Origin of the sequence: Desulfovulcanus ferrireducens (assembly GCF_018704065.1) — a bacterium.
Classification (GTDB): domain Bacteria; phylum Desulfobacterota; class Desulfovibrionia; order Desulfovibrionales; family Desulfonatronovibrionaceae; genus Desulfovulcanus; species Desulfovulcanus ferrireducens.
The window spans coordinates 21,919-42,539 of record NZ_JAGUQP010000001.1; the positions used below are offsets into that span (position 1 = coordinate 21,919).

Consider the following 20,621-nt stretch of genomic DNA (forward strand, 5'->3'; position numbering starts at 1 on the left):
GTTTGCCTACTTGTATGGTTTTGGGTAGGACGGTTTTTTTTAAAATAAGGGCGTAACTATTATTTAAGGAGGAATTGCAATGCCTAAACATGAAACCCCTTTGTTGGACCAGCTTGAAAGTGGTCCATGGCCAAGTTTCGTGTCTGAGATTAAGAGGCAGTCTGAGGCCAGGCATCAAAAGCAGAATGAAGTGGAATATCAAATTCCTGTTGATGTCTGTGATGACGTGTTGGGAGTCTTGGAGATGTCCTACAATGATGGCACATGTCATTGGAAGCACGGTGGGATAGTTGGAGTTTTCGGTTATGGTGGTGGTGTAATTGGTCGTTATTGTGACCAGCCAGATAAATTTCCTGGCGTTGCTCATTTTCACACCGTTCGCGTTAACCAGCCTGCTGGTAAGTACTATACTACTGAATATCTGCGCCAACTTTGCGATCTTTGGGATTTTCGCGGTTCTGGTTTAACCAATATGCATGGGTCTACTGGAGATATCGTACTTTTGGGTACCAGGACCGAGCAGTTGGAAGAAATTTTCGGCGTATTGACCCATGAAATGAATCAGGACTTGGGTGGTTCTGGCTCCAACCTGCGTACACCTGCCTGTTGCTTGGGTGAATCTCGCTGTGAGTTTGCCTGTTATGACACTCAAGAGCTTTGCTACCAATTGACCATGGAATACCAGGATGAGTTGCACAGGCCAGCCTTCCCCTATAAATTTAAATTTAAATTTGACGGTTGTCCGAATGGCTGCGTAGCATCAATAGCCCGTTCTGATATGTCTTTTATCGGAACCTGGCGTGATGAGATCCGCATTGATCAGGAAGCAGTTGCTGCCTATATTGGTGGAGAACTGAAACCGAATGCTGGCGCTCACGCTGATGGTGAATGGGGCCCATTCGATATCCAGAAAGAAGTTATTGATCTTTGTCCTTCACAGTGCATGAGCTTGGAGGATGGAAAGTTAGTTATTGATAATAAAGAGTGTGTACGCTGTATGCATTGTATCAATACAATGCCAAGGGCTTTGCGTATTGGTAATGATCGTGGTTTGTCCATTCTGGTTGGCGCTAAGGCCCCAATCCTTGACGGTGCTCAGATGAGTTCTCTGCTTGTACCTTTCATTAAGGTTGAGCCTCCTTATGATGAAATTAAGGAAGTTATTGAAAATGTTTGGGATTGGTGGATGGAAGAAGGTAAAAACCGTGAGCGTTTGGGTGAGACAATCAAGCGCTTGAGTTTTCAGAAGCTTTTGGAAGTTACTGGCATCAAGCCAATGCCTCAGCATGTACAGGAACCAAGACACAATCCTTATATTTTCTGGAAAGAGGAAGAGGTTCCTGGCGGATGGCAGCGTGATATTAAAGAATTCAGAAAACTCCATCAGAGATAGGGGAGGTAAAAAATGGCTTTTATTCCTTCTGGATATTACAATCCTGACAAACCAATGGAAAACAGGATTACTGATATTGGCCCTAGGTATTATGAAGAATTTCTTCCACCTGTTATTAAGAATAACAAAGGTAAGTGGCTCTGGCATGAAATTTTGGACCCAGGCGTATTAATGCACAAGGCTGAGAGCGGCGACGAAGTTTACACTGTACGTTGCGGTTCTCCAAGGCTCTTGAGTGTTGAGACCATTCGTGAGATCTGCGAAATTGCCGATAAGCATTGCGATGGTTACGTCCGTTTTACCACCAGAAATAACATTGAGTTCATGGTGGATAGCAAAGACAAGTTGGATGCTCTGAAAGAAGACCTGTCCAGCCGCAAGCATCCTGGCGGAAGTTACAAGTTCCCCATCGGTGGAACTGGTGCAGGTATAACCAACATAGTTCATACTCAGGGTTGGATCCACTGTCACACTCCTGCATCTGATGCTTCTGGTACTGTTAAGGTCGTTATGGATGAGCTTTTTGAAGAGTTCCAGCAGATGAAGATGCCTGCCAAGTTAAGAATCGCAATGGCATGCTGCTTGAACATGTGCGGTGCTGTACATTGTTCTGATATTGCTATCCTTGGTTATCACCGCAAGCCTCCAATTATTGACCATGAATGGCTGGAAAACTTGTGTGAAATTCCATTGGCTGTAGCAGCTTGTCCTACAGGCGCTATTCGTCCGACTAAGACAAAGATTACCACCGAGTCTGGAGAGGAAAAAGAGGTAAAGACTGTGGCCATCAAGCAGGAAAGGTGTATGTTCTGCGGTAACTGTTACACCATGTGTCCTGCATTGCCCTTGGCAGATAAAGAAGGTGATGGCTTGGTAATTATGGCCGGTGGTAAGATTTCAAACCGTATTAGCCAGCCTAAGTTCTCCAAAGTAGTAGTTGCCTTTATTCCTAATGAGCCTCCACGTTGGCCAACACTGGCTAAAGTAATGCGTAAAATCGTTGAGGCTTACGCTAAAAACGCACGTAAATACGAACGTCTTGGCGATTGGGCAGAGCGTATTGGCTGGGAGCGCTTCTTTGAGATTTGTGACCTCGAATTCACCCACCACCTCATCGATGACTTCCGTGATCCTGCTTACTACACATGGAGACAAACCACACAATTTAAGTTTTAGGATTAAACAATAGAAATAGAGGGCGCATGAACTTCTTGCGCCCTCAAACTTTTAGAGAGGTTTTAGACATGGATAAAGAAGCTGCAAAACAAGCAATTATTGACTTTATCAACTCAAAATCAAAGAGCAAAAGTAAATTTTATTTCAATGATTTCACTAAGCTTTTGCCAGATATGAAAACCAGAGAAGTTAAGAAACTTTTGACTCAGCTGATTAACGAAGGCGTGTTGGAGTTCTGGTCCAGCGGTAGCACCACCATGTATGGTTTGGCTGGAGCTGGAAAGCAGCATGCCACTGAGGGTGAGGAGTAATTTGATGATTGTGCCTAAAGTGCACTAAAGTTGAAAGAGCCTAAAGTTTCTTGACAAATGAGAGAAGAAAGTTTTTTTTAGCCTTTCGGCCTTTTTGAACCTTAGACACTTTAGTGCATTTTAAATAAAGCACTTTAGGCGCTATCTCATAGTGGTTAGAAACCAAAAATTTTCCTTTCCTCGAGTTATTCTTGCCGGCCTCAAAGGAGGCTCAGGCAAGACTTTAGTTAGTTTAGGCCTGACTAGGGCTTATAGAGATCAAGAACTCAAAATCAAGCCTTTCAAAAAGGGCCCAGATTATATAGATGCCAAATGGCTGAGCCTGGCCGCGGGTCAGGCGGCATCAAATCTGGACCCTTTTATTTTTCCCTCATCTAAAGTTCAGTCACTTTTCTGGTCTTATTCTTCCGACTTTGATTTGGCTTTGATAGAAGGTAATCGTGGCCTATTTGACGGCAAAGATGTTGCCGGCTCATATTCTACGGCTGAGCTTGCACGCTTGTTAGAAGCGCCCATTATACTGGTAGCAGATTGCACTAAAGTGACCAGAACCATGGCGGCCATTGTCATGGGGTGCAAACTGTTTGAGCCGGATTTGAATTTGGCTGGAATTATCTTAAATCAGACCGCTGGAGATAGGCACCGCAAAATTTTATGCCAGTCGATTGAAAAGTATACTGACATTCCCGTTCTTGGGGCTTTGCCAAGGATGCGTCAGAATCCTATCCCTGAGCGACACATGGGGCTGATTTCTGACCAAGAGTATCAAGATTTAGATACAATATTAAATAGGCTAGCCAAGATAGTAAAAGATTATGTTGATATAGATAAAATATTAAAAATTGCTCGTGATGCAAAAGAAGTAGAGATATCATCATTTGATCCAGTCTGGCCAGAAACGAGCTCTAGTGATGTTGTTATTGGGGTAGTTAGGGATGCCTCCCTTTGGTTTTATTATGAAGAAAATATCAAGGCCTTGGAGGTACAAGGAGCGAAGGTTGTAAGCTTGAGTATTTTAGATGATTCTGATTGGCCAGAAATACATGCTCTGTATCTTGGAGGTGGCTTCCCGGAGACCATGGCCGGGCAGCTTGAAGCTAACACTAGAAAGAGAGCCTTGGTCAAGAATCTGGCAGAAAAGGGTATGCCCATTTATGCAGAATGTGGTGGCTTCATGTATCTATGCCAAAATTTATTTTATGATGGGCTGAATTACACCATGACCGGTGTTTTGCCTGTTCAGACCAAGGTCCATAAAAAACCTCAAGGTCATGGATATGTACAGGCAGAAATTATTTTGCCCAATCCGTTTTATAAAAAAGGTCAAAAGATAGTTGGTCATGAGTTTCATTACTCAGATTGTCCGAACATTAACAAGGACTTGGACTTTGCTTTGCATTTAAATCGTGGTGTTGGTATGTGTGATGGTATGGATGGACTACTCCATAAAAATGTTTTGGCCAGTTATGCGCATATTCATGCACTAGGAACGCCTGATTGGGCTAAAAATTTTGTCTTGGCTGCGGAAAAATTTAAACAGGCCATGGACTCAGGTTTTAAAGAATGTCCCAGGATTGTTGTTGAATAGCTTTTTTGGTGATCACTCGCCATTTTCGTGCCTGTTTGCTATCCTGTGACTGGATACTTTGAACAGTGAACAGAAAAAAATGTCGAATTTCGAACCTCGAACTTCGAACTAAAAAAGATAGTTTAATTCAATTAACCTGGCCAGGTAAAAAAACTCATACAGCTAGCCAAGATCAAAATGAATCTTTTGACTCATCCTGGCAGGTGCGAGAACGTTTTTATCCTGCCCAAAGTTTTCCTTCCTGTGTTAGCTTAACTACTAAACCATCCATCAAAGAATCTTCCAACACCAATTGGTTTAATAAACTTTTTTGGGGAGAAAATCTTCTGCTCCTACATGCTCTGGCGGACAAATTCGCTGGAAAAATTGATTTCATTTACATTGATCCCCCCTTTGCTACCGGCTCTAACTTTTCCTTTCAAAGACCAATCGGAGAAAAGACTTATCGGGATAAACATTACCAAATCGTCGATACAGCCTATCGAGATTCCTGGGACAAGGGACTTCCTTCTTATTTGAGTATGATCCAGGAACGCTTAAGACTAATGTACAAGCTTTTAAGTGATAGAGGGAGTCTCTATGTGCATGTAGATTATCGTGTAAGTGCTTATTTGCGCCTCATTCTGGATGAAATCTTTGGACCTGAGAATTTTGTCAATGAGGTTATCTGGTTTTATAAGACCGGTGGCATGCCTGAAAAGCTAGGCTTTGGCCGCAAGCATGACAATATTTTATTTTATGTTAAAGATAAAGCCAAGGCCACTTGGAATCCGCAGAAGGAAAAGTCTTATCTCATGCACAAATATGGTTTTGCAAATATAAAGGTTTTTAAAGATGAGCGAGGGAAATATACTCTCGTCAATTGCCGGGATGTATTTGATATTTCTGCCTTGAGAGGCAATCAGCCTGAAAGAGTTGATTATCCTACCCAGAAGCCAGAAGCCTTGTTGGAAAGAATTATAAAGGCGTCGACTAATCCAGGAGATCTGGTAGCTGATTTTTTCTGTGGATCCGGGACAACACTTTGTGTGGCGGAAAAGTTAGGACGGCGCTGGCTTGGCAGTGACCTTGGGCGATGGGCCGTTCATGTAACAAAAAAAAGGTTACTTCAGATAGAGGGGTGTGCTCCTTTTGAGGTCTTGAGTTTTGGAAGCTTAGAGAGAAGTTTTTGGCAAAAGAACAAGTTAGCAGAAACAGAAGGGAAGAAAAAAAACGTCGTTAATGCTCGAAAGGCAAGAGTCGATAGTCAAAGGTCAGTGAATTTTGTATCTTCAGATCTACGACAAATTTTAGATTGTCTTGGTATAGAAGAATTTCAAGATATCTCCCAGGTAATTTCTTCATTACCATTAAGTGGAAGTTTAATGTTAGTCCCGGAAAAATATTTTGAACACTCTAAGAGCTCCTTGGAACAAGTCCGAAAAGCTTTAATATATGTGTCTGCGATCCATGAAGTAATATCTTTTAATGAGGTTAAATTACTTATAGATATCTGTAGAAGGGTCGGGGAAAGGGTTTTGCATGTTCTGGCCTGGGAGTGGACTAACGATGTTTTTTTATCCAGAGATTGCGCCGTGAAGAAGAAAGTGGAACTCTATTTAAGAACCATTCCCAGGGAAATCATGGAAAATGCGGCTTTGAAAAATAAGGATATCCATTTTTATGAGTTGCCAGTTGTTGATGTTCGGGTGGTTAAGAAAAGCGATATGAGTATTGAACTTGAATTAAAAAATTTCTTTTATCCGCATCCAGAATTAATTCCTGAAGCTATAAAAACGAAAATAGAAAAATGGTCTGATTATATAGATTATTGGGCAGTGAGCCTGGATTATAAGCAGGAGACATTTTTTCCCTTCTGGGCAGGGTTTAGGACCCGGAATGAGCGTAGGTTACCTTTGATTACTCAGCCGTGTACACTTAAGGACGCCCATGCCTATAATGTTCGAGTGAAGGTGGTGGATATTTTTGGTCAGGAAACAGAGTTTTTTTGCCCGAACCCCGATGTCCACCCTGTTGAAAACTGCTAGGGGCAGCACTACAATGCGGGATTCAACAGGCCAGAGTGTTATGTTGCTATTAATGTGATTTGCTGACCGTGGCCGATACCCTGCACACTGACTTCGCCTGTGTTCGAGTCAAGGTGAAAATGCACGGGTAAAAACTGCTCAACGACCCGGATATTGGTCTCCAGGTGGCTGGTGAACTTTTCAGTAATAATACATGAGTTTCCCTTGGCCAAGGCCATATAGGGGATAAGTTGGTCGGCAAGATGCGAATCAACAGTAGCTGGACTTGACTTAAAATCAAACCAGTCTTGACAGACCTCATCGGCTACCTGTTCGACCGGTTTACCCCTGCGTCCCAGAGCGCTGAAACCGGCAATGGTTCGCTCAAAAATAGCGTATAAGAACACTATTACACCGGGACCGGTTGATTGCGCTGTCACGATCCGGGTTTCAACCTTGCAGTCCTCGCCCGACAGTCTTTCAGCGACATGCGTTGCCGCTCTTTCGGCAATATGCATCGGTAGTTCTGTCAAGCCCACCGTCAAATGCAGTCCCAATAATCGGCCTCGCCGGCGTAACTCAACAGGGTGCAAGCAGGCGCAGGGGTCGATTTTGGCTGTGATCTCTCCGCATCCTTTCGGGTACCAGCCCCAGCGAAGCAAAGAGAGCTCCACATGGCCTTCCATCTTTTTTAGAGCAGGCAGGAAAACACTTTCCAGGTAATGGAACGGTGGGCTGAAAGGAACATGTGTGCCGCCGGTAATGTTCACTTCTGAGGGCGTGGAGGCAAAGAGTAAGGGTAGCAAGACAGCGGCCAGCACCAGCCCGGTGGAGCCGGCCGTTCTTATCTTGAAACGGTAGTTTCCGCCTTTTATGGTCTGCGGCGCAAAATACAGGCGGGTTGAATTTTCATGGGCATCCCTTAGCTCGCCCCCGGTGATGGCGGTTAGGGCCTGTACCGCCACCAAGTGCTGAGGGCGTAGCCCTGGTTTTCTTCGATTCGCCCGTATATTATAGATTTCTACCGGTTGCCGCAGCAAGGCGGCTAAGGCAAGGGATGTACGCAGGATCTGGCCGCCTCCTTCGCCCCGGCTTCCGTCTATGCGGAGAGTCTTGACCATATTTTGTTATTTATGCCCGGACCCTACCTTCAGGCTAGGCTCTGGCCTCTCGTTCCCGCTTTTGGCCGCGAAGGTGTACCATGCAGAGCGAGCTTAGTTCCTCGGACAGCAATTCAAGTAAATCATCTGCTGTTATGATGCCTTCCAGACCGCCTTCTTCATTGACTATCGGCATCCGGCGGACTCCTTTGGCGCGCATGCGCTGCAACATCGTCCATATGCCATCTTGCTCTTTGGCCACCAGTAGTTCGCGAGACATTATGTCGTCCGCTGTGATGGAGTCGACCTGCTTTCCCTTGGCAATAACCTCCATCACGATGTCGCGGTCAGTGACGATACCGATCGGTTCCGAAAATCCGTTCTTTGATTCGACGATCACGACGTCACCTACGTGGTATTGCCGCATGAGTTGCGCCAGTCCAGTAATGCTGGTTTCTTTGTTTGCGATCACTACTTCACGGTTGCAGAATTCTTTGACAGCCATAAGAACCTCCTGTTTGTTGTCTTCTCTGTTGGAAAATGGAAAATGCGCGGCAATACGTTCTTTTCCTTCTTCTCCAATTTCATGTTGATCATGCCTCAGAATTAGTGTTCTAACCTTGTTTTCATGGAGTTTGGAAGTTTTTTGGGAAAGACAAGAATTTAATGCGCCCACGGCAAATTCGGAATTTAACTCATGTTTTTTTCACGAAGTTTTCATGGTTTTCCCGTTTATTTCAATCAACATAAAAATCCTCCAGTTTATTAAATATAGTCATCATTGCGTTAGGGTTCAAGGCCTGGAAATAAAATACTTTACGCCTTTTTCAAATTTCTTCATAATGTTTTTTAGATTTCTGATCTCTAAAGTATGTTTACCCAAACGATAGAGTTGCAGATAATTTGAATAACTCAACTTCTGAGTTAATTTGCGAGCGCATTTTCTTCAATGCTAACAAAGAGTTGGACACATCTAAGGCTTGCTTGCGGGCTGTGCATAATGGGGTTAGTCAATAGAATGTTACTTAATGCCTTTTCTGTTGTTATGATGGGTTTCGAAAGTTCGATGGAATAACCTCCCTATGCACAGCACTTCCGCAATCTTCGCCAAGATGTGTTTGTTACCCAACCCGTTTGTAATGCATTTCAGAAAATGCACTCTTCAATTGTGTAGTAATTTGAGGATGTTAATCATGTCAGAAAGTTGAGTTAAATAAGATTCTTTAAGGAACGACAACTAAATGAACACTTTCATAATACTCAGGATGATGTCATGGCAAATGTAAAAAAGGTTTTTCAGGTTAAAGGGATGAGCTGTGCGGCATGTGTAGCTCGGGTGGAAAGGGCTGTGCGCAATCTGGATGGGGTTGAAGATGTCAGTGTCAACCTGGCTACTGGTAAGATGTATGTTGAGCTTGTCGATGAAGGGGCAGGGCAAAAAATTAAAGAGGTCGTGCGGAAAGCCGGATTTGACTTGGAGGAAGCTAGCTTACAAAAGGTTCGTTTACGAATCAAAGGTATGACCTGTGCTGCCTGTGTAGGCCGGGTGGAAAGGGCTTTACAAAAAGTTGAGGGTGTCAAGGCCGCGAATGTAAATTTAGCTTCGGAACTAGCGCACATTGAGTATGATCCTGAGCTTGTTAATGTTGTAGATTTAATCAAGAACGTAGAAAATGCAGGTTATGCCGCAGAACTTTATTCACCTGAAAAAAGACAAGATGTTGATGCAGAAAAGAGCAAATTGATCCGGATGCGCAAGAAGGTAATCGTGGCTATTTGTTTTGCCCTGCCACTGCTTGTTATTTCTATGGGCGAAATGGTGGGACTCACTTTACCTTCTTTTTTAAGCCCTGATCAAAATCCACTAAACTTTGCCTTGGTCCAATTTTTCTTGACTCTACCTATACTCTGGTCCGGAAGAAATTTTTACCTGCATGGTTTCCCCAATTTATACCGTCTGGCTCCTAATATGGACTCGTTGATTGCCGTGGGTACTGGCGCTGCTTTTCTCTATAGTACATGGAATTTATTGGAAATCATGTTTGGCCATTCTCCGTATATTAAAGCTAAGGATCTTTATTTCGAGTCTGCAGCAGTGATAATTGCTCTGGTTTCTTTAGGGAAATTTTTGGAAGCCAGGGCTAAGGTCAAAACATCAGATGCCATCCGCCAGCTGATAAAACTTCGTCCGGACAAAACCACTTTGGTAAAAGGAGATGAGTTTACAGAAGTCCCGGTGGACATGGTTCAAAAAGGGGATGTTTTGCTGGTTAGACCGGGCGAAAGAATACCGGTCGATGGCATAGTCATCAAAGGCGAATCTTTCGTGGATGAATCAATGCTCACAGGCGAGAGTCTGCCGAGGGCCAAGAATATCGGGGATAAAGTTTTTGCCGGTACTCTAAATACAACTGGCTCGATTCAGTTTAGGGCTGAAAACGTGGGCAAGGATACTGCTTTGGCGAGGATCATTACCCTGATTGAAGAGGCGCAAGGATCAAAAGCTCCCATCGCTAATCTGGCCGACAGTGTAAGTCGTTATTTTGTGCCGGTGGTCATGGGAATTGCTCTTGTCTCTGGTGTGAGCTGGTATTTAGCCGGGGCTGAGTTTAGTTTTGCACTGAGAATTTTTGTTGCTGTTATGGTCATCGCCTGCCCTTGTGCTCTTGGTCTGGCTACGCCCACGGCTATAATGGTCGCTACGGGGCGTGGTGCAAGGTTGGGAGTACTCATTAAAGGGGGTGAAACCCTTGAAAAGGCCAAGGATGTCCAAGTTATTGTCTTTGATAAAACAGGGACACTAACAAAAGGTAAACCCGAGCTGACAGATCTGCATATTCTTGACCAGGAAATGGACCGGGAGAACACTCTGTCCCTTTTGGGCGGGGTGGAAAACGAGTCCGAGCATCCCTTGGCCAAGGCTGTTGTCAATGGCTTAAAAACGCAAGTTGATGAGTTTATTTATCCTGATGAATTTAAATCCATACCAGGCAAGGGTATTTGGGCTAAAAAAGATGCTGGTATTATTTTAGTGGGCTCACTTTCCTTAATGCAGGAGAATTTGGTTTCAGGGCTGGATGAACCTCAGATAAAATTACTAATAGACAAGTTAAGTGGGCAAGGAAAGAGCTTACTGTTTATGGCCGTAGACGGGAAAGCAGTTCTGGTCATGGGATTGGCTGACAAATTAAAGCCAGAAGCGCCTGAAGTTGTGCGCAAACTTAAATCCATGGGCATTAAAATAATTATGATTACAGGAGATAACTGGAACACGGCCAAGGCTATTGCCGGTCAGGCCGGAATTGAAGAAATAATGGCCCAGGTTTTGCCAGAGTACAAAGCTTTAAAAATCGAAGAACTACAAAGACAGGGTTTTCAGGTGGCTATGGTTGGTGACGGTATAAATGATGCCCCGGCCTTAGCCAAGGCGGATATTGGCATATCTATGGGTACGGGTATTGATGTGGCTGTAGAGTCAGCAGATATAGTACTCATGCATGGACATTTGAGAGGAGTGGTTACCGCTATTGAGCTGAGCAGGGCTACGGTTAAAAATATAAAACAGAATTTGTTCTGGGCCTTTTTTTACAATGTCTTGGGTATTCCTATAGCAGCAGGTTTACTCAAGGTTTTTGGTGGCCCGGTTTTAAATCCCATGATAGCCGGAGCGGCCATGGCCATGAGCTCGGTTTCTGTTGTTTCCAATGCTTTAAGGCTTAAGCGTTTCAAGCCAAGGATATGAGATTGAGAGAAGCTGGTTGGGAAGATGGTAAAGGTGAGACGAGCGAGACGGATTGTAATATGCTGTAAATGTTCTGGTAGGGGCGAACCTTTGTGTTCGCCCCGGAAATTAATGGCCGGATGAAAAGGAGCTTAAGGAAGGTGTGAAGATGGGAAAAATTAATGACTCCAAAAAAGCAGAATCAGTGGAGCCAGGCACAAGCGGTAATATGCAAAAGGTTTTAGGGTAACTTTACCTAAAAGGTGAATAAAAAATTTTACTGCTGCCCAGGCAGACAAAAAAGAAACTACAAAACCTACTGCCAGAATCTGAATATCTGAGCTGTTTAAATTGTCCCAGCTTTTTAACAGGTCAAAGCCGGTGGCCGCGAACATAATGGGCACCGCGGCAATAAATGAGTATTCAGCAGCAAGCTTGCGTTTTGCGCCTAAAATCATTCCTCCCATAATTGTTGAGGCGGACCTGGAAAATCCAGGCCACAGGGCCAGGCATTGAAACAGGCCAATGCCCAAGGCAGTCATCGGAGTCAACTCATCAAGATGAAAGTATTTTTTTCTCCTGTTGAATTTTTCTACTAAAATAATGGCTACAGCCCCGATCCCTAAAGCCCAAGCCACAGTAATGGGATTGAACAAATAGGTCTTGATTTGTTTATGGACCAGAAGCCCAAGGATTGAGGCTGGAAGAGATGTGAGAAATAAAAGCCACAGGCCATAAATGCCGGTAAATTTTTTCTGTTTGTCTGGCTTAACCAATCCCCAAAAGATTGGCCAGTAAAGGACCACTACGGCCAAAATTGCTCCCAGTTGAATGACAACTTCAAACGTTTCAGCCTTTTCACCGGTAAAAGAGAGTAAATGGCCGGTAATAATCAAGTGGCCGGTCGATGAGACTGGAAGGAATTCGGTTAGGCCTTCAACAACACCTAAGATAATAGCTGTTATGATTTCATGCATGACAAAGTTAAACCTCAATCAAGAATTTTTTCCAAAAAAGAGCGGATACGTTCGTTATTTAGTTGATCCAGGAAGAATTCGTCTGCTGTACCCTGAGCAATAAATTCACCGTGCTCCATAAATATAACTCGGTCGGCCATTTCTCGGGCAAAGCCCATTTGATGGGTAACAATGATCATGGTCATTCCGTCTTTGGCCAATGAACGGATGGCCTCGAAGACTTCGCCGACCAATTCTGGATCCAAGGCCGAAGTTGGTTCATCAAAAAGCATGAGTTTGGGACGCATGGCCAAAGCCCTGGCAATGGCAACCCTCTGTTTTTGTCCACCGGAAAGGCGGGCCGGATAAACATCTTTTTTATCAATAAGCCCGACTTTCTGGAGCATGTCCATGGCGATTTCCCTGGCCTCAGATTTAGTCTTTTTCTGAACGGTAAATGGGCCTTCCATGACATTTTCTAGTACAGTCATATGTGGGAAAAGATGGAAATGTTGAAAAACCATGCCGATTTCTGAACGCAGGGCACAGATATTTTTGGGTTTGTCTAGAACCCGTCGTCCCCTTTTGTATACATAGCCAACTTCCTTGCCTTCAAAAAATATTTGCCCTTCGTCTATCTCTTCCAAAAAATTAATGGCTCTAAGTAAAGTTGACTTGCCTGATCCAGAGGGACCAATAATGGCAACTTTTTCCCCTTTGCGGATTGTTAAACTCACATTATTTATGGCTACAAGTTTGCCGTAAGTTTTACGAATATTTTTTAACTCAATTAGATGGTGCATAGCTATCTATTCTCATATGCTCCGACTTTTTTCTCAATTTTTTCAAAGGTTATTGTGAAAATAGAGGTAAGGAAGAGATAAATAATCGCTGCAAGAATAAGGACACTCACATTGAAATAGGTATTGAATAATTGGTCCGCAGCCCGCATGAGTTCCACCATGGCAATTGTTGAGACTAGTGCTGTATCCTTGATCAAGGCGATAAACTCATTGCCGATTGGGGGCATAAGCCTTTTGTAAGTTTGAGGGATGATGACCCTGCGCATGGCTTGAGCATAGGTCATCCCCAGAGCTTTAGCGGCTTCCATTTGTCCGGGCTCGATACTTTGGATTCCTCCGCGGATAATTTCAGCAAGATAAGCAGAATAATTTAAGCCGAGACCTAAAAAGGCAGCGGTGATTGGTTTGAAGGTGATGCCCAATGCTGGTAACCCGTAATAGATAAAAAATAGTTGTAATAGCAATGGCGTGCCTCTAAATATCCAGATGAAAAACCAGCACAGGGCCGAGATGGGTAAAAACCGACTTATCCTGCCCAGTGCGACAATTAATCCGCCAAGAGGAGAGACAAGCATGGTAAATATGACCAGGGTCAAAGTCATTAAGCATCCTTTAAGCAGGGCGGGCAAAAAACGAACGCAGTCAGTAAGAAATTGGACGTAGGCTGGTTTTTGCAACCTTTTTATGGAGTCAAGAAAGTTTTGCGCTTCTGTATTTTGTGGATAAATGCGCAAGATTTCCTCGCACATTTTTTGGGCCTGGTCATACTTTTTTTGCCCATAATATAAGCGAGCCAAAGTCATTCTACTTTTAACGAATGTGCCGTCGTCTTTGGAAATATTTTCAGGTTCTGGAATGGCGAGGAAAAGCTCTTCAGCCTTTTTTAAGTCTCCCAGGGCCAAGGCGTTTTGGGCCTGAGTAAATAACTGGCTGTTAGTCGCGGCAAAGACAAGGTTGATTTTGAGAAAAAATAAGCAAAGCAGGGCTAAAACCAGGGCCCTGCTTTGCAATTTATGAGTTTTTTTGTTCGACAAACTATAATCCATTACCATTTATTTGGATCGGTGATATCTTCACCAAACCATTTTTTAGAAATTTCACCCAAAGTTCCATCAGCAACCATCAAGTCGATACCTTTTTGGATAACCTCCAATAATTTTTTATCTTCTTTACGAAAAGCTACCCCAAATGGTTCTTTAGTGATGAATCCGGGCAAGATTTTATACTTTCCGGGCCGAACTGAAATATAATAGCGTCCTGAAACGTTATCGACAACCATGGCATCAAGTCTGCCAGCCTCCAGATCCAAGAAGGCTTTGGGGTTGTTCTCATATTCTTTAACTAAGCCTGGCTTTACTGGTAGCTTTTTAACAGCTTCAAGGGCGGAAGAGCCTTTTTGTACCCCGATGGTTTTCCCTTTTAGATCTTTAAAAGTTTTGATTTTATCTTCATTGATACGGACTACAACAACCTGACCGTCCATAATATATGGTTTAGTGAAGTTAACTTTTTTGGCCCGCTCGGTTGTGATTGTCATTCCATTCCAGATGCAGTCAAACTTTTTGGCGTACAGGGAGTGAATAACTCCGTCCCAGGCAGTGGGCTGCCACACAATTTTGATGCCCAGCCTACGCCCAAGTTCCTCTGCCGCATCAATGTCGAAACCAGTCAGCGTGCCATCATCTTTGCGAAATCCCATAGGGGGAAACGCATCATCTAAACCGATTACCAACTTTCCTTTGGTTTTGACCCGTTGCCATGAATTGTCTTCAGCAAAAGCTGAACTAGCCATGCCCAAAATCAAGATCATGGCCAAGAATTTAAAGAGACTTTTCACGAACATAACCTCCTAAAGTTACATGCTTTAATGTTAGAAAACTAAACAAAAGAAGTTTTTTAGTCCAACCCAGCTTAAGTTGCAAGTGTGAAATGGATGGTGTAACATTTTTTTGAACGAGAGCGGGGAAGAGTAAGAAGAGTAAAAGGAACGTTGACTATATTTAAACTTTACACTTTAATCTAAAGAGGGAGATATGACTACAATTATTCCGGATAAGAAGAAAGTAGAGCGAGCCATTAAATGGATAGACAGTGGCCTAAAAGAAGGAAAAGACATAGAACAGTTGTTGAGAGAGGTGGGTATGCATTTTAATTTGGGGCCAAAAGACGAGCAGTTTCTGTATGATTTTTATAAAAAAGAGAACAAAAGTAGATAAATCTTATGAAAATCTTGATAAGAGAAAATACAAAAGAAATTTTTGTTATCTTTTGTATCTGTATCTTTTCCATTTTGTCTCTTCTGCTCATAGGCAGGATTTTACAGCTCAAAGATCTTTTTATTGGTCAGAGCGTAACGATCTTTGATTTGCTAAAAATATTTATTTTCTTGAGCCCGGCTTTTTTGATTTTACTTATTCCCATTTCCTGCATGTTGAGCATTTTTCTCTGTTATTTACGCATGGCCACAGACAGAGAACTTATTGCCCTCCAGAGTGCAGGCCTTTCAATAAAAGAGTTTATATTGTCTCCGTTATGCTTTTCGGTTTTTTGTGCCGGTTTAACGGCCTTTGTCTCGTTTTATGCCCTGCCAACTGGAATGGATAAGTTCCGCCAGGTAACCATGGAGATTATTAGAACCAAAACTCAGCTTGTTCTAAAGCCCGGGGTTTTTAACAGGGATTTCCCCGGGCTCACTTTTTTTGCCCAAAAGGTTGATCCTAGGCAGGGAAAACTAACAAATGTTTTTGTAGAAGATGCCACTAAAAAAGAGGCTGTTGTCAATATCTTGGCCCCAGAAGGAAGCTTGGTTACTGACTCTCAAAAAGGAGAAATGTATTTTACTCTATACAACGGACAAATCTACCAGCAAACCAGAGAGGATTTTTCAGTAATTAGTTTTTCCAAATATAATCTCCGTCTTAATCTGTCTAAGATTTTGGGGGGCTTTAAGCTTGATGATAAAAGGCCTGGGGAGATGTCTTGGCAAGAACTAAAACAGGCCCGGAAAAAATTTGCCCATAAAAAAAAGGATTATCGAAGAATTATAATGGAAATGCATAAGAGATTTGTCTTACCATTAGCCTGCCTTGTTTTAGGTCTGTTTGCCCTGCCACTTGGTATGTCTCTGGAAGGAGTTGGGCGTCAATATGGGGTTGTACTGGCTTTGGTTTTTTTTCTGGTTTATTATGCTATGTTTTCCATTGCTTTTAGTTTAGGGGAGACAGGAAAACTTCCTGCCCAGATCTGTCTCTGGATTCCCAATTTCATTTTTACCTTTTTTGCTATCCTTGGATATTATCTTTGTTGCAAGGGGCGGGAGATGGCACTTTTGCAAAAATTTCGTTTTTGTATAAAGCTTAAAATATAGAGTATTGTCTTGCAGTAAAATTAGAAGAGTGGATGATTAGATTTTGAACCAGCGATTTTCACCCAAAGGGCGAGATTGCCACGAGCAGCCTCACTGCCTTCGCAATGACAATCCTGCCCCTGTCATTGCGACCTTAAGCTTTGCGGAACGAAGCAATCTCAAAGTTTAAGCTGCAAAAAAATCGCTCAATTTAGGCTTCAAAAAGTAAACCGGACTTTTTACATAGGCATTTCTATGGTTAAGACTTTACATAAATACCTTTTTCGCCAAAATATTTATTATAACTTTGTTATTTTATTTTCCGGTATTTCTATTTATCTTTTAATTGATGTCCTGGATAGGATTGATGATTTTATTGATGCCAAGGTAGGCTTCGGTGTTGTTTTAAAATACTATATTTTAAAACTTCCACTGATTATTTCTCAGATTCTGCCAGCTGTGTTTTTGTTAGCCTTGCTACTACAACTGGCTCTTATGCATCGAAATAGAGAGATCCTGGCCCTGGAAGCATGTTCTATTTCTTTGAAAGAACTATTAGTTTTTTTTCTCGCCTACGCTTTGATTGTGTGCTTTTTTCAACTTTTTTTTGCTGAAGGAGTGGGGGTCAAAGGTCTTAGATCTACAAGTCTAATATGGAAAGAACAGGTACGTAAAAAACAGATAGCCAAAAGAAGTCTAAATGATTTATGGTTTAAAGATGGAGCCTATTTTATTCATGCGGGCAAATCCTGGCCAGCTCAAGGAAGAGGTGAGCACGTTAAAATATATGAAGTGGATCTTGAAGCGAATAAAATAAAATCAATAATCAAGGCCAAGACCTTCACTGTTCAAAACGGACAATGGGTGCTGGAGGATGTAGAGTTAATAAAACCGGAAACATTTACCAGAGCAAAAAAAGAGCGATTACAACTTGCTATTAAAGCGGATATGAAAGCCTTTTTGGCTACCAGTACAGGTCTGCCACCCGAATCCCTATCCTTGTGGGAATTGAAGGCCTTGATAAACAAGCTTAAACAAAGTGGTTCCAATGTTGAAGTTTTGCAGACAACACTCTACAGTAAATGGTCGTATGCCTTTTCTATTTTGGTCATGACCATTTTAGCTTTGGCCCTGTCCACATTTATCAAAAATATTTATTTGTTAATTCTTTCAGGACTCGTCATAACTTTTTTTTACTATGCGCTATTTGTTCTGGGAATAAGCCTTGCTCAAAAGGGGATATTACCCCCATTCGCAGGTGCTTGGTTGGGTAATATCCTTTTTATTTTTCTTGGGTCTTTAAAGATTGTTTGGCGAAAGTGAGGCCTGAGTTTAGGATTGAACGGAGAGAGTTCTGTCTGCTTTAGCAGAATTTGTTTTGGGTTCAGAGAATCCTATAAGCGTTGCAGGGCAGTAGATTTTAAGGTTTGCCACAATTTGTTTTTGCCTTGCCCGGTTTTGCTGGAAAAGAGTAAAGGAGGATCTGCCAGGCCAAGTAATTCCTGCCAGGTTTTCTGGATGCTGTTTTTTTGTTTTTGTTTGCACTTATCAGCCTTGGTTAAAACAGGGATAAGTTTAAAGCCTATATTTTGAACATAAGAGGCAAGTTCCATGTCCATGGCTTGTGGACTAAGCCTGGCATCAATAATAATTACAACAGCCTTAAGCCACTCATTATTTTTGAAGTATTGCTCAATTAATCTGGCCCATTTTTCTCGCTCTTTTTTTGAGCAGCGAGCGTAACCATATCCAGGTAAATCTACTAGATAGAACTCTTCGGGTTGGACCAGATAAAAATTTAAACTGCGCGTTTTCCCCGGGGTGGAGCTGGTTTTGGCCAATCCTTTTCTGCCAGCGAGGCAATTGATTAAGGATGATTTGCCCACGTTAGACCTTCCAGCCAGGGCAATTTGGGGCTTAGGCATGACTTCAAGCTGATCAAGAGTATAAATGGTTTTTATGAGACTAAGTTGACTGTGCATTGTTTTGAGTTTTAAGTGTTGTAAGTTATTGTAAAAAAAATGTCTCTTGCTTTCTTGAGATGATTGAGGTTTGAGTTTATATGTGTAAATACAAAGTGTAAAGTGTAAGCGAGTGGACCCGCCCAGAAAAATGTACTTTCTGTTTTTTGGTTTGCAGCGATACTTTGCGCTATAATTTAAACCTTTAATTTTTAAACGGAGAGGGCCATGTTTAGGTATTTATGTGTATCAACATGTCTTTTTTTTCTTATTTCCTGTATTCAGGTCAAGCCTGTTGGTAATTTTTTTGATCCAAACCTTGGATCTAATCCTATAATTGAGAAGGTTAATTTCGAAGTCACTCTTACAGAGCAGGAAATTGCCACTTACGAGGATGTGAAAACTGCTTTTTGGGATAAAGCCACTCACAAAGGCATCGAATTGCTTATGCGTAAGCTTATACAAAAACATATCCTGGTCAAAGGGTCAATCGGACAGGTGCCCCCTCCGGAGGATATTCATTTTTTTCAGAAAATAGGACAGGTTTCTCCTTCCAAGCTGCCTGTAACAAACGATTTAGTCCAAAACTTTAGCTTTGAGCTTTCTTTTATTCCTGACTGGAAATTGGGCGGTCAGATCAAGAAAATAGAAGAAGATAGATATATTGCCGGAAGTTCGGACAGAGTTTTGGTGGTTTTGTTTGACTATTATCCTTTAAAAACCCCGGCCTATTTTTTAATTGGTAAGAGGGTTGAAGAAGAGAATAACCATTTGGTCAGCATTATTGGGACGGGCAAACTGATTCAGGCCTTGGGGCCTGTGGCCAGAGCCAAAATAGATGATAAACATAGTGGAACTTTGGCCCAGGGGAAAATCTTGGAGACAACTCAAGAAGTTTTACCGGGGGATTTGATATTTTTAGTTACGGTCAAGGCTTGGGCTAAACCTGAACCTCAGACAAAAAAACAGATAAAAAGTGATACTAATGAGGTTGTGGTTGAGCCTAAGTTCATTGAAGAGGAACCTCTGCCACTTGAGAGTAAGTAGCTTGAAATCGTATACTATAAGGAGAGGTTATGCCCGAATTTAAATTTTTGATCGTCAACGGCCCAAATCTTGGTTACCTGGGGCAAAGACAACCTGAGATCTATGGGTCTCAAGGCATGTCTTCATTGGAAGCGATGCTTGAGGAAAAACACCCGGACTTTAAACAGTTGGTTGAGTTAAGCATATTTCAGGCTAATGGCGAAGGACAGATTATTGACCGCCTGGAACAGGCATGGAAAGATAAGGTGGACGGGTTGGTGGTCAATGCCGGGGCCTATACACATACCAGCCTGGCCATTGCTGATTGTCTGGCCTGGATCAAAATTCCTTACGTGGAGGTGCATTTAAGTAATATTCTGGCTCGCGAGAGTTTTAGACATCAGAGTTTACTCGCCCAGAACAGTCTTGGGGTTATTGCTGGTTTTGGACTTATGAGCTATGTTCTTGCCATTGAGGCTTTGTTGGATCATTTACAAAAAAAATAGATGGTTGTGTAAAAAAACAGAATTTGCAATTTTCTCGATGAGGTATTTGGTCCAATTTGTTGAAATAAGATTTAAAACTGAAAACGTCTTGTAATCTCGCCCGAGCGTGATTCCAAGGCTATAAGGGAGGTTAGATGCTTTCCACAACAGATTTTCGTCGAGGATTAAAAATTGAAATTGATGGTACCCCTTATGAAATTGTTGATTTTCTCCACGTCAAACCCGGTAAAGGTGGTGCGTTTGTTCGTACCAAGCTTAAAAATTTGCTTACCGGGGGAGTAGTTGACCAGACATTTCGCTCCGGAGAAAAAGTAGGCAAGCCAGATTTGGAAACCAGAGAAATGCAGTATCTTTATCATGATGGTTCTGGTTATGTGTTTATGGATCTTACTACCTATGAGCAAATAAATGTTCCTGATGAAACCTTAAAGGAGAAAGGTGGATTTTTAAAGGATGGTCAGGAAGTAAGAGTCCTGGTTTATAATGGTCAACCCATTGATATGGATTTGCCGGCAGCGGTTATCTTGGAGGTAACAGAGACCGAACCAGGATTAAAAGGCGATACAGTGTCAGGAGCGACTAAGCCGGCTACCCTTGAGACAGGTCTTGTGGTCAATGTGCCACTTTTTATAAATACTGGTGATAAAATAAAGGTAGACACACGAACTAAAGAATATCTTGGAAGAGAGAGCTAGGTTGAAAGAAGATTGGAAGACAAGAAAATAAGA

General features: G+C 42.4%; 19 protein-coding genes. 12 read left to right on the plus strand and 7 right to left on the minus strand.

Features of this window, described 5'->3' with window-relative positions:
* Positions 1 to 79: 79 nt before the first annotated feature.
* From dsrA to KFV02_RS00130, 5 genes are all read left to right on the plus strand, one after another.
* A complete protein-coding gene (gene dsrA, locus KFV02_RS00110; protein WP_252379499.1) occupies positions 80 to 1,393 on the plus strand; it encodes a dissimilatory-type sulfite reductase subunit alpha in 1,314 nt (437 codons plus the stop codon).
* 12 nt (positions 1,394 to 1,405) lie between these two features.
* Entirely contained in the window at positions 1,406 to 2,569 is a 1,164-nt protein-coding gene (dsrB, locus tag KFV02_RS00115) for a dissimilatory-type sulfite reductase subunit beta (protein ID WP_252379500.1), read from the plus strand.
* A 68-nt stretch (positions 2,570 to 2,637) separates the two neighbouring features.
* Positions 2,638 to 2,880 carry a dissimilatory sulfite reductase D family protein gene (locus KFV02_RS00120; RefSeq protein WP_252379501.1) on the plus strand — a complete coding sequence of 81 codons (243 nt, stop codon included), beginning with the start codon at positions 2,638 to 2,640 and terminating at the stop codon, positions 2,878 to 2,880.
* A gap of 151 nt (positions 2,881 to 3,031) precedes the next feature.
* Positions 3,032 to 4,468, plus strand: coding sequence for a cobyrinic acid a,c-diamide synthase CobB (locus tag KFV02_RS00125; protein WP_252379502.1), 1,437 nt, complete (start codon positions 3,032 to 3,034; stop codon positions 4,466 to 4,468).
* 65 nt (positions 4,469 to 4,533) lie between these two features.
* Positions 4,534 to 6,495 carry a site-specific DNA-methyltransferase gene (locus KFV02_RS00130; protein WP_252379503.1) on the plus strand — a complete coding sequence of 654 codons (1,962 nt, stop codon included), beginning with the start codon at positions 4,534 to 4,536 and terminating at the stop codon, positions 6,493 to 6,495.
* A gap of 38 nt (positions 6,496 to 6,533) precedes the next feature.
* Here KFV02_RS00130 and rtcA read toward each other — a convergent pair whose 3' ends face one another.
* Both rtcA and KFV02_RS00140 read right to left on the minus strand, forming a co-directional pair.
* A complete protein-coding gene (gene rtcA, locus KFV02_RS00135; protein ID WP_252379504.1) occupies positions 6,534 to 7,595 on the minus strand; it encodes an RNA 3'-terminal phosphate cyclase in 1,062 nt (353 codons plus the stop codon).
* A gap of 34 nt (positions 7,596 to 7,629) precedes the next feature.
* On the minus strand, positions 7,630 to 8,079 hold the full coding sequence (locus tag KFV02_RS00140; RefSeq protein WP_252379505.1) for a CBS domain-containing protein: 450 nt from the start codon (positions 8,077 to 8,079) through the stop codon (positions 7,630 to 7,632).
* Positions 8,080 to 8,847: 768 nt separating this feature from the next.
* On the opposite strand from KFV02_RS00140, the gene KFV02_RS00145 reads away from it, so the two are divergent.
* A complete protein-coding gene (locus KFV02_RS00145; RefSeq protein ID WP_252379506.1) occupies positions 8,848 to 11,316 on the plus strand; it encodes a heavy metal translocating P-type ATPase in 2,469 nt (822 codons plus the stop codon).
* A gap of 158 nt (positions 11,317 to 11,474) precedes the next feature.
* Here the strand turns inward: KFV02_RS00145 and KFV02_RS00150 are convergent, their stop codons facing one another.
* The 4 genes from KFV02_RS00150 to KFV02_RS00165 are packed head-to-tail and all read right to left on the minus strand — an operon-like array spanning position 11,475 to position 14,897.
* A complete protein-coding gene (locus KFV02_RS00150; protein WP_252379507.1) occupies positions 11,475 to 12,272 on the minus strand; it encodes an undecaprenyl-diphosphate phosphatase in 798 nt (265 codons plus the stop codon).
* Positions 12,273 to 12,286: 14 nt separating this feature from the next.
* Positions 12,287 to 13,054, minus strand: coding sequence for an amino acid ABC transporter ATP-binding protein (locus tag KFV02_RS00155; protein ID WP_252379508.1), 768 nt, complete (start codon positions 13,052 to 13,054; stop codon positions 12,287 to 12,289).
* Between the two features lie 2 nt (positions 13,055 to 13,056).
* A complete protein-coding gene (locus tag KFV02_RS00160) occupies positions 13,057 to 14,088 on the minus strand; it encodes an ABC transporter permease subunit (protein WP_252379509.1) in 1,032 nt (343 codons plus the stop codon).
* Positions 14,089 to 14,099: 11 nt separating this feature from the next.
* On the minus strand, positions 14,100 to 14,897 hold the full coding sequence (locus KFV02_RS00165; protein ID WP_252379510.1) for an amino acid ABC transporter substrate-binding protein: 798 nt from the start codon (positions 14,895 to 14,897) through the stop codon (positions 14,100 to 14,102).
* Positions 14,898 to 15,087: 190 nt separating this feature from the next.
* On the opposite strand from KFV02_RS00165, the gene KFV02_RS00170 reads away from it, so the two are divergent.
* From KFV02_RS00170 to KFV02_RS00180, 3 genes are all read left to right on the plus strand, one after another.
* Positions 15,088 to 15,270 (plus strand): hypothetical protein, encoded by a 183-nt coding sequence (locus KFV02_RS00170; protein WP_252379511.1) that lies wholly within the window; start codon positions 15,088 to 15,090, stop codon positions 15,268 to 15,270.
* 5 nt (positions 15,271 to 15,275) lie between these two features.
* Entirely contained in the window at positions 15,276 to 16,421 is a 1,146-nt protein-coding gene (gene lptF / locus KFV02_RS00175; protein ID WP_252379512.1) for an LPS export ABC transporter permease LptF, read from the plus strand.
* A 234-nt stretch (positions 16,422 to 16,655) separates the two neighbouring features.
* Positions 16,656 to 17,723 (plus strand): LptF/LptG family permease, encoded by a 1,068-nt coding sequence (locus KFV02_RS00180; protein ID WP_252379513.1) that lies wholly within the window; start codon positions 16,656 to 16,658, stop codon positions 17,721 to 17,723.
* 71 nt (positions 17,724 to 17,794) lie between these two features.
* Here KFV02_RS00180 and yihA read toward each other — a convergent pair whose 3' ends face one another.
* Entirely contained in the window at positions 17,795 to 18,382 is a 588-nt protein-coding gene (gene yihA / locus KFV02_RS00185) for a ribosome biogenesis GTP-binding protein YihA/YsxC (protein WP_252379514.1), read from the minus strand.
* 207 nt (positions 18,383 to 18,589) lie between these two features.
* On the opposite strand from yihA, the gene KFV02_RS00190 reads away from it, so the two are divergent.
* The 3 genes from KFV02_RS00190 (at position 18,590) to efp (ending at position 20,588) form a co-directional block, all read left to right on the plus strand.
* On the plus strand, positions 18,590 to 19,408 hold the full coding sequence (locus KFV02_RS00190; RefSeq protein WP_252379515.1) for a hypothetical protein: 819 nt from the start codon (positions 18,590 to 18,592) through the stop codon (positions 19,406 to 19,408).
* A gap of 29 nt (positions 19,409 to 19,437) precedes the next feature.
* Positions 19,438 to 19,893: a type II 3-dehydroquinate dehydratase gene (locus KFV02_RS00195; protein ID WP_252379516.1), complete on the plus strand. Its 456-nt coding sequence runs from the start codon at positions 19,438 to 19,440 to the stop codon at positions 19,891 to 19,893.
* Between the two features lie 134 nt (positions 19,894 to 20,027).
* Positions 20,028 to 20,588, plus strand: a complete 561-nt coding sequence (gene efp, locus KFV02_RS00200; RefSeq protein WP_252379517.1) for an elongation factor P — start codon at positions 20,028 to 20,030, stop codon at positions 20,586 to 20,588.
* Positions 20,589 to 20,621: the final 33 nt, after the last annotated feature.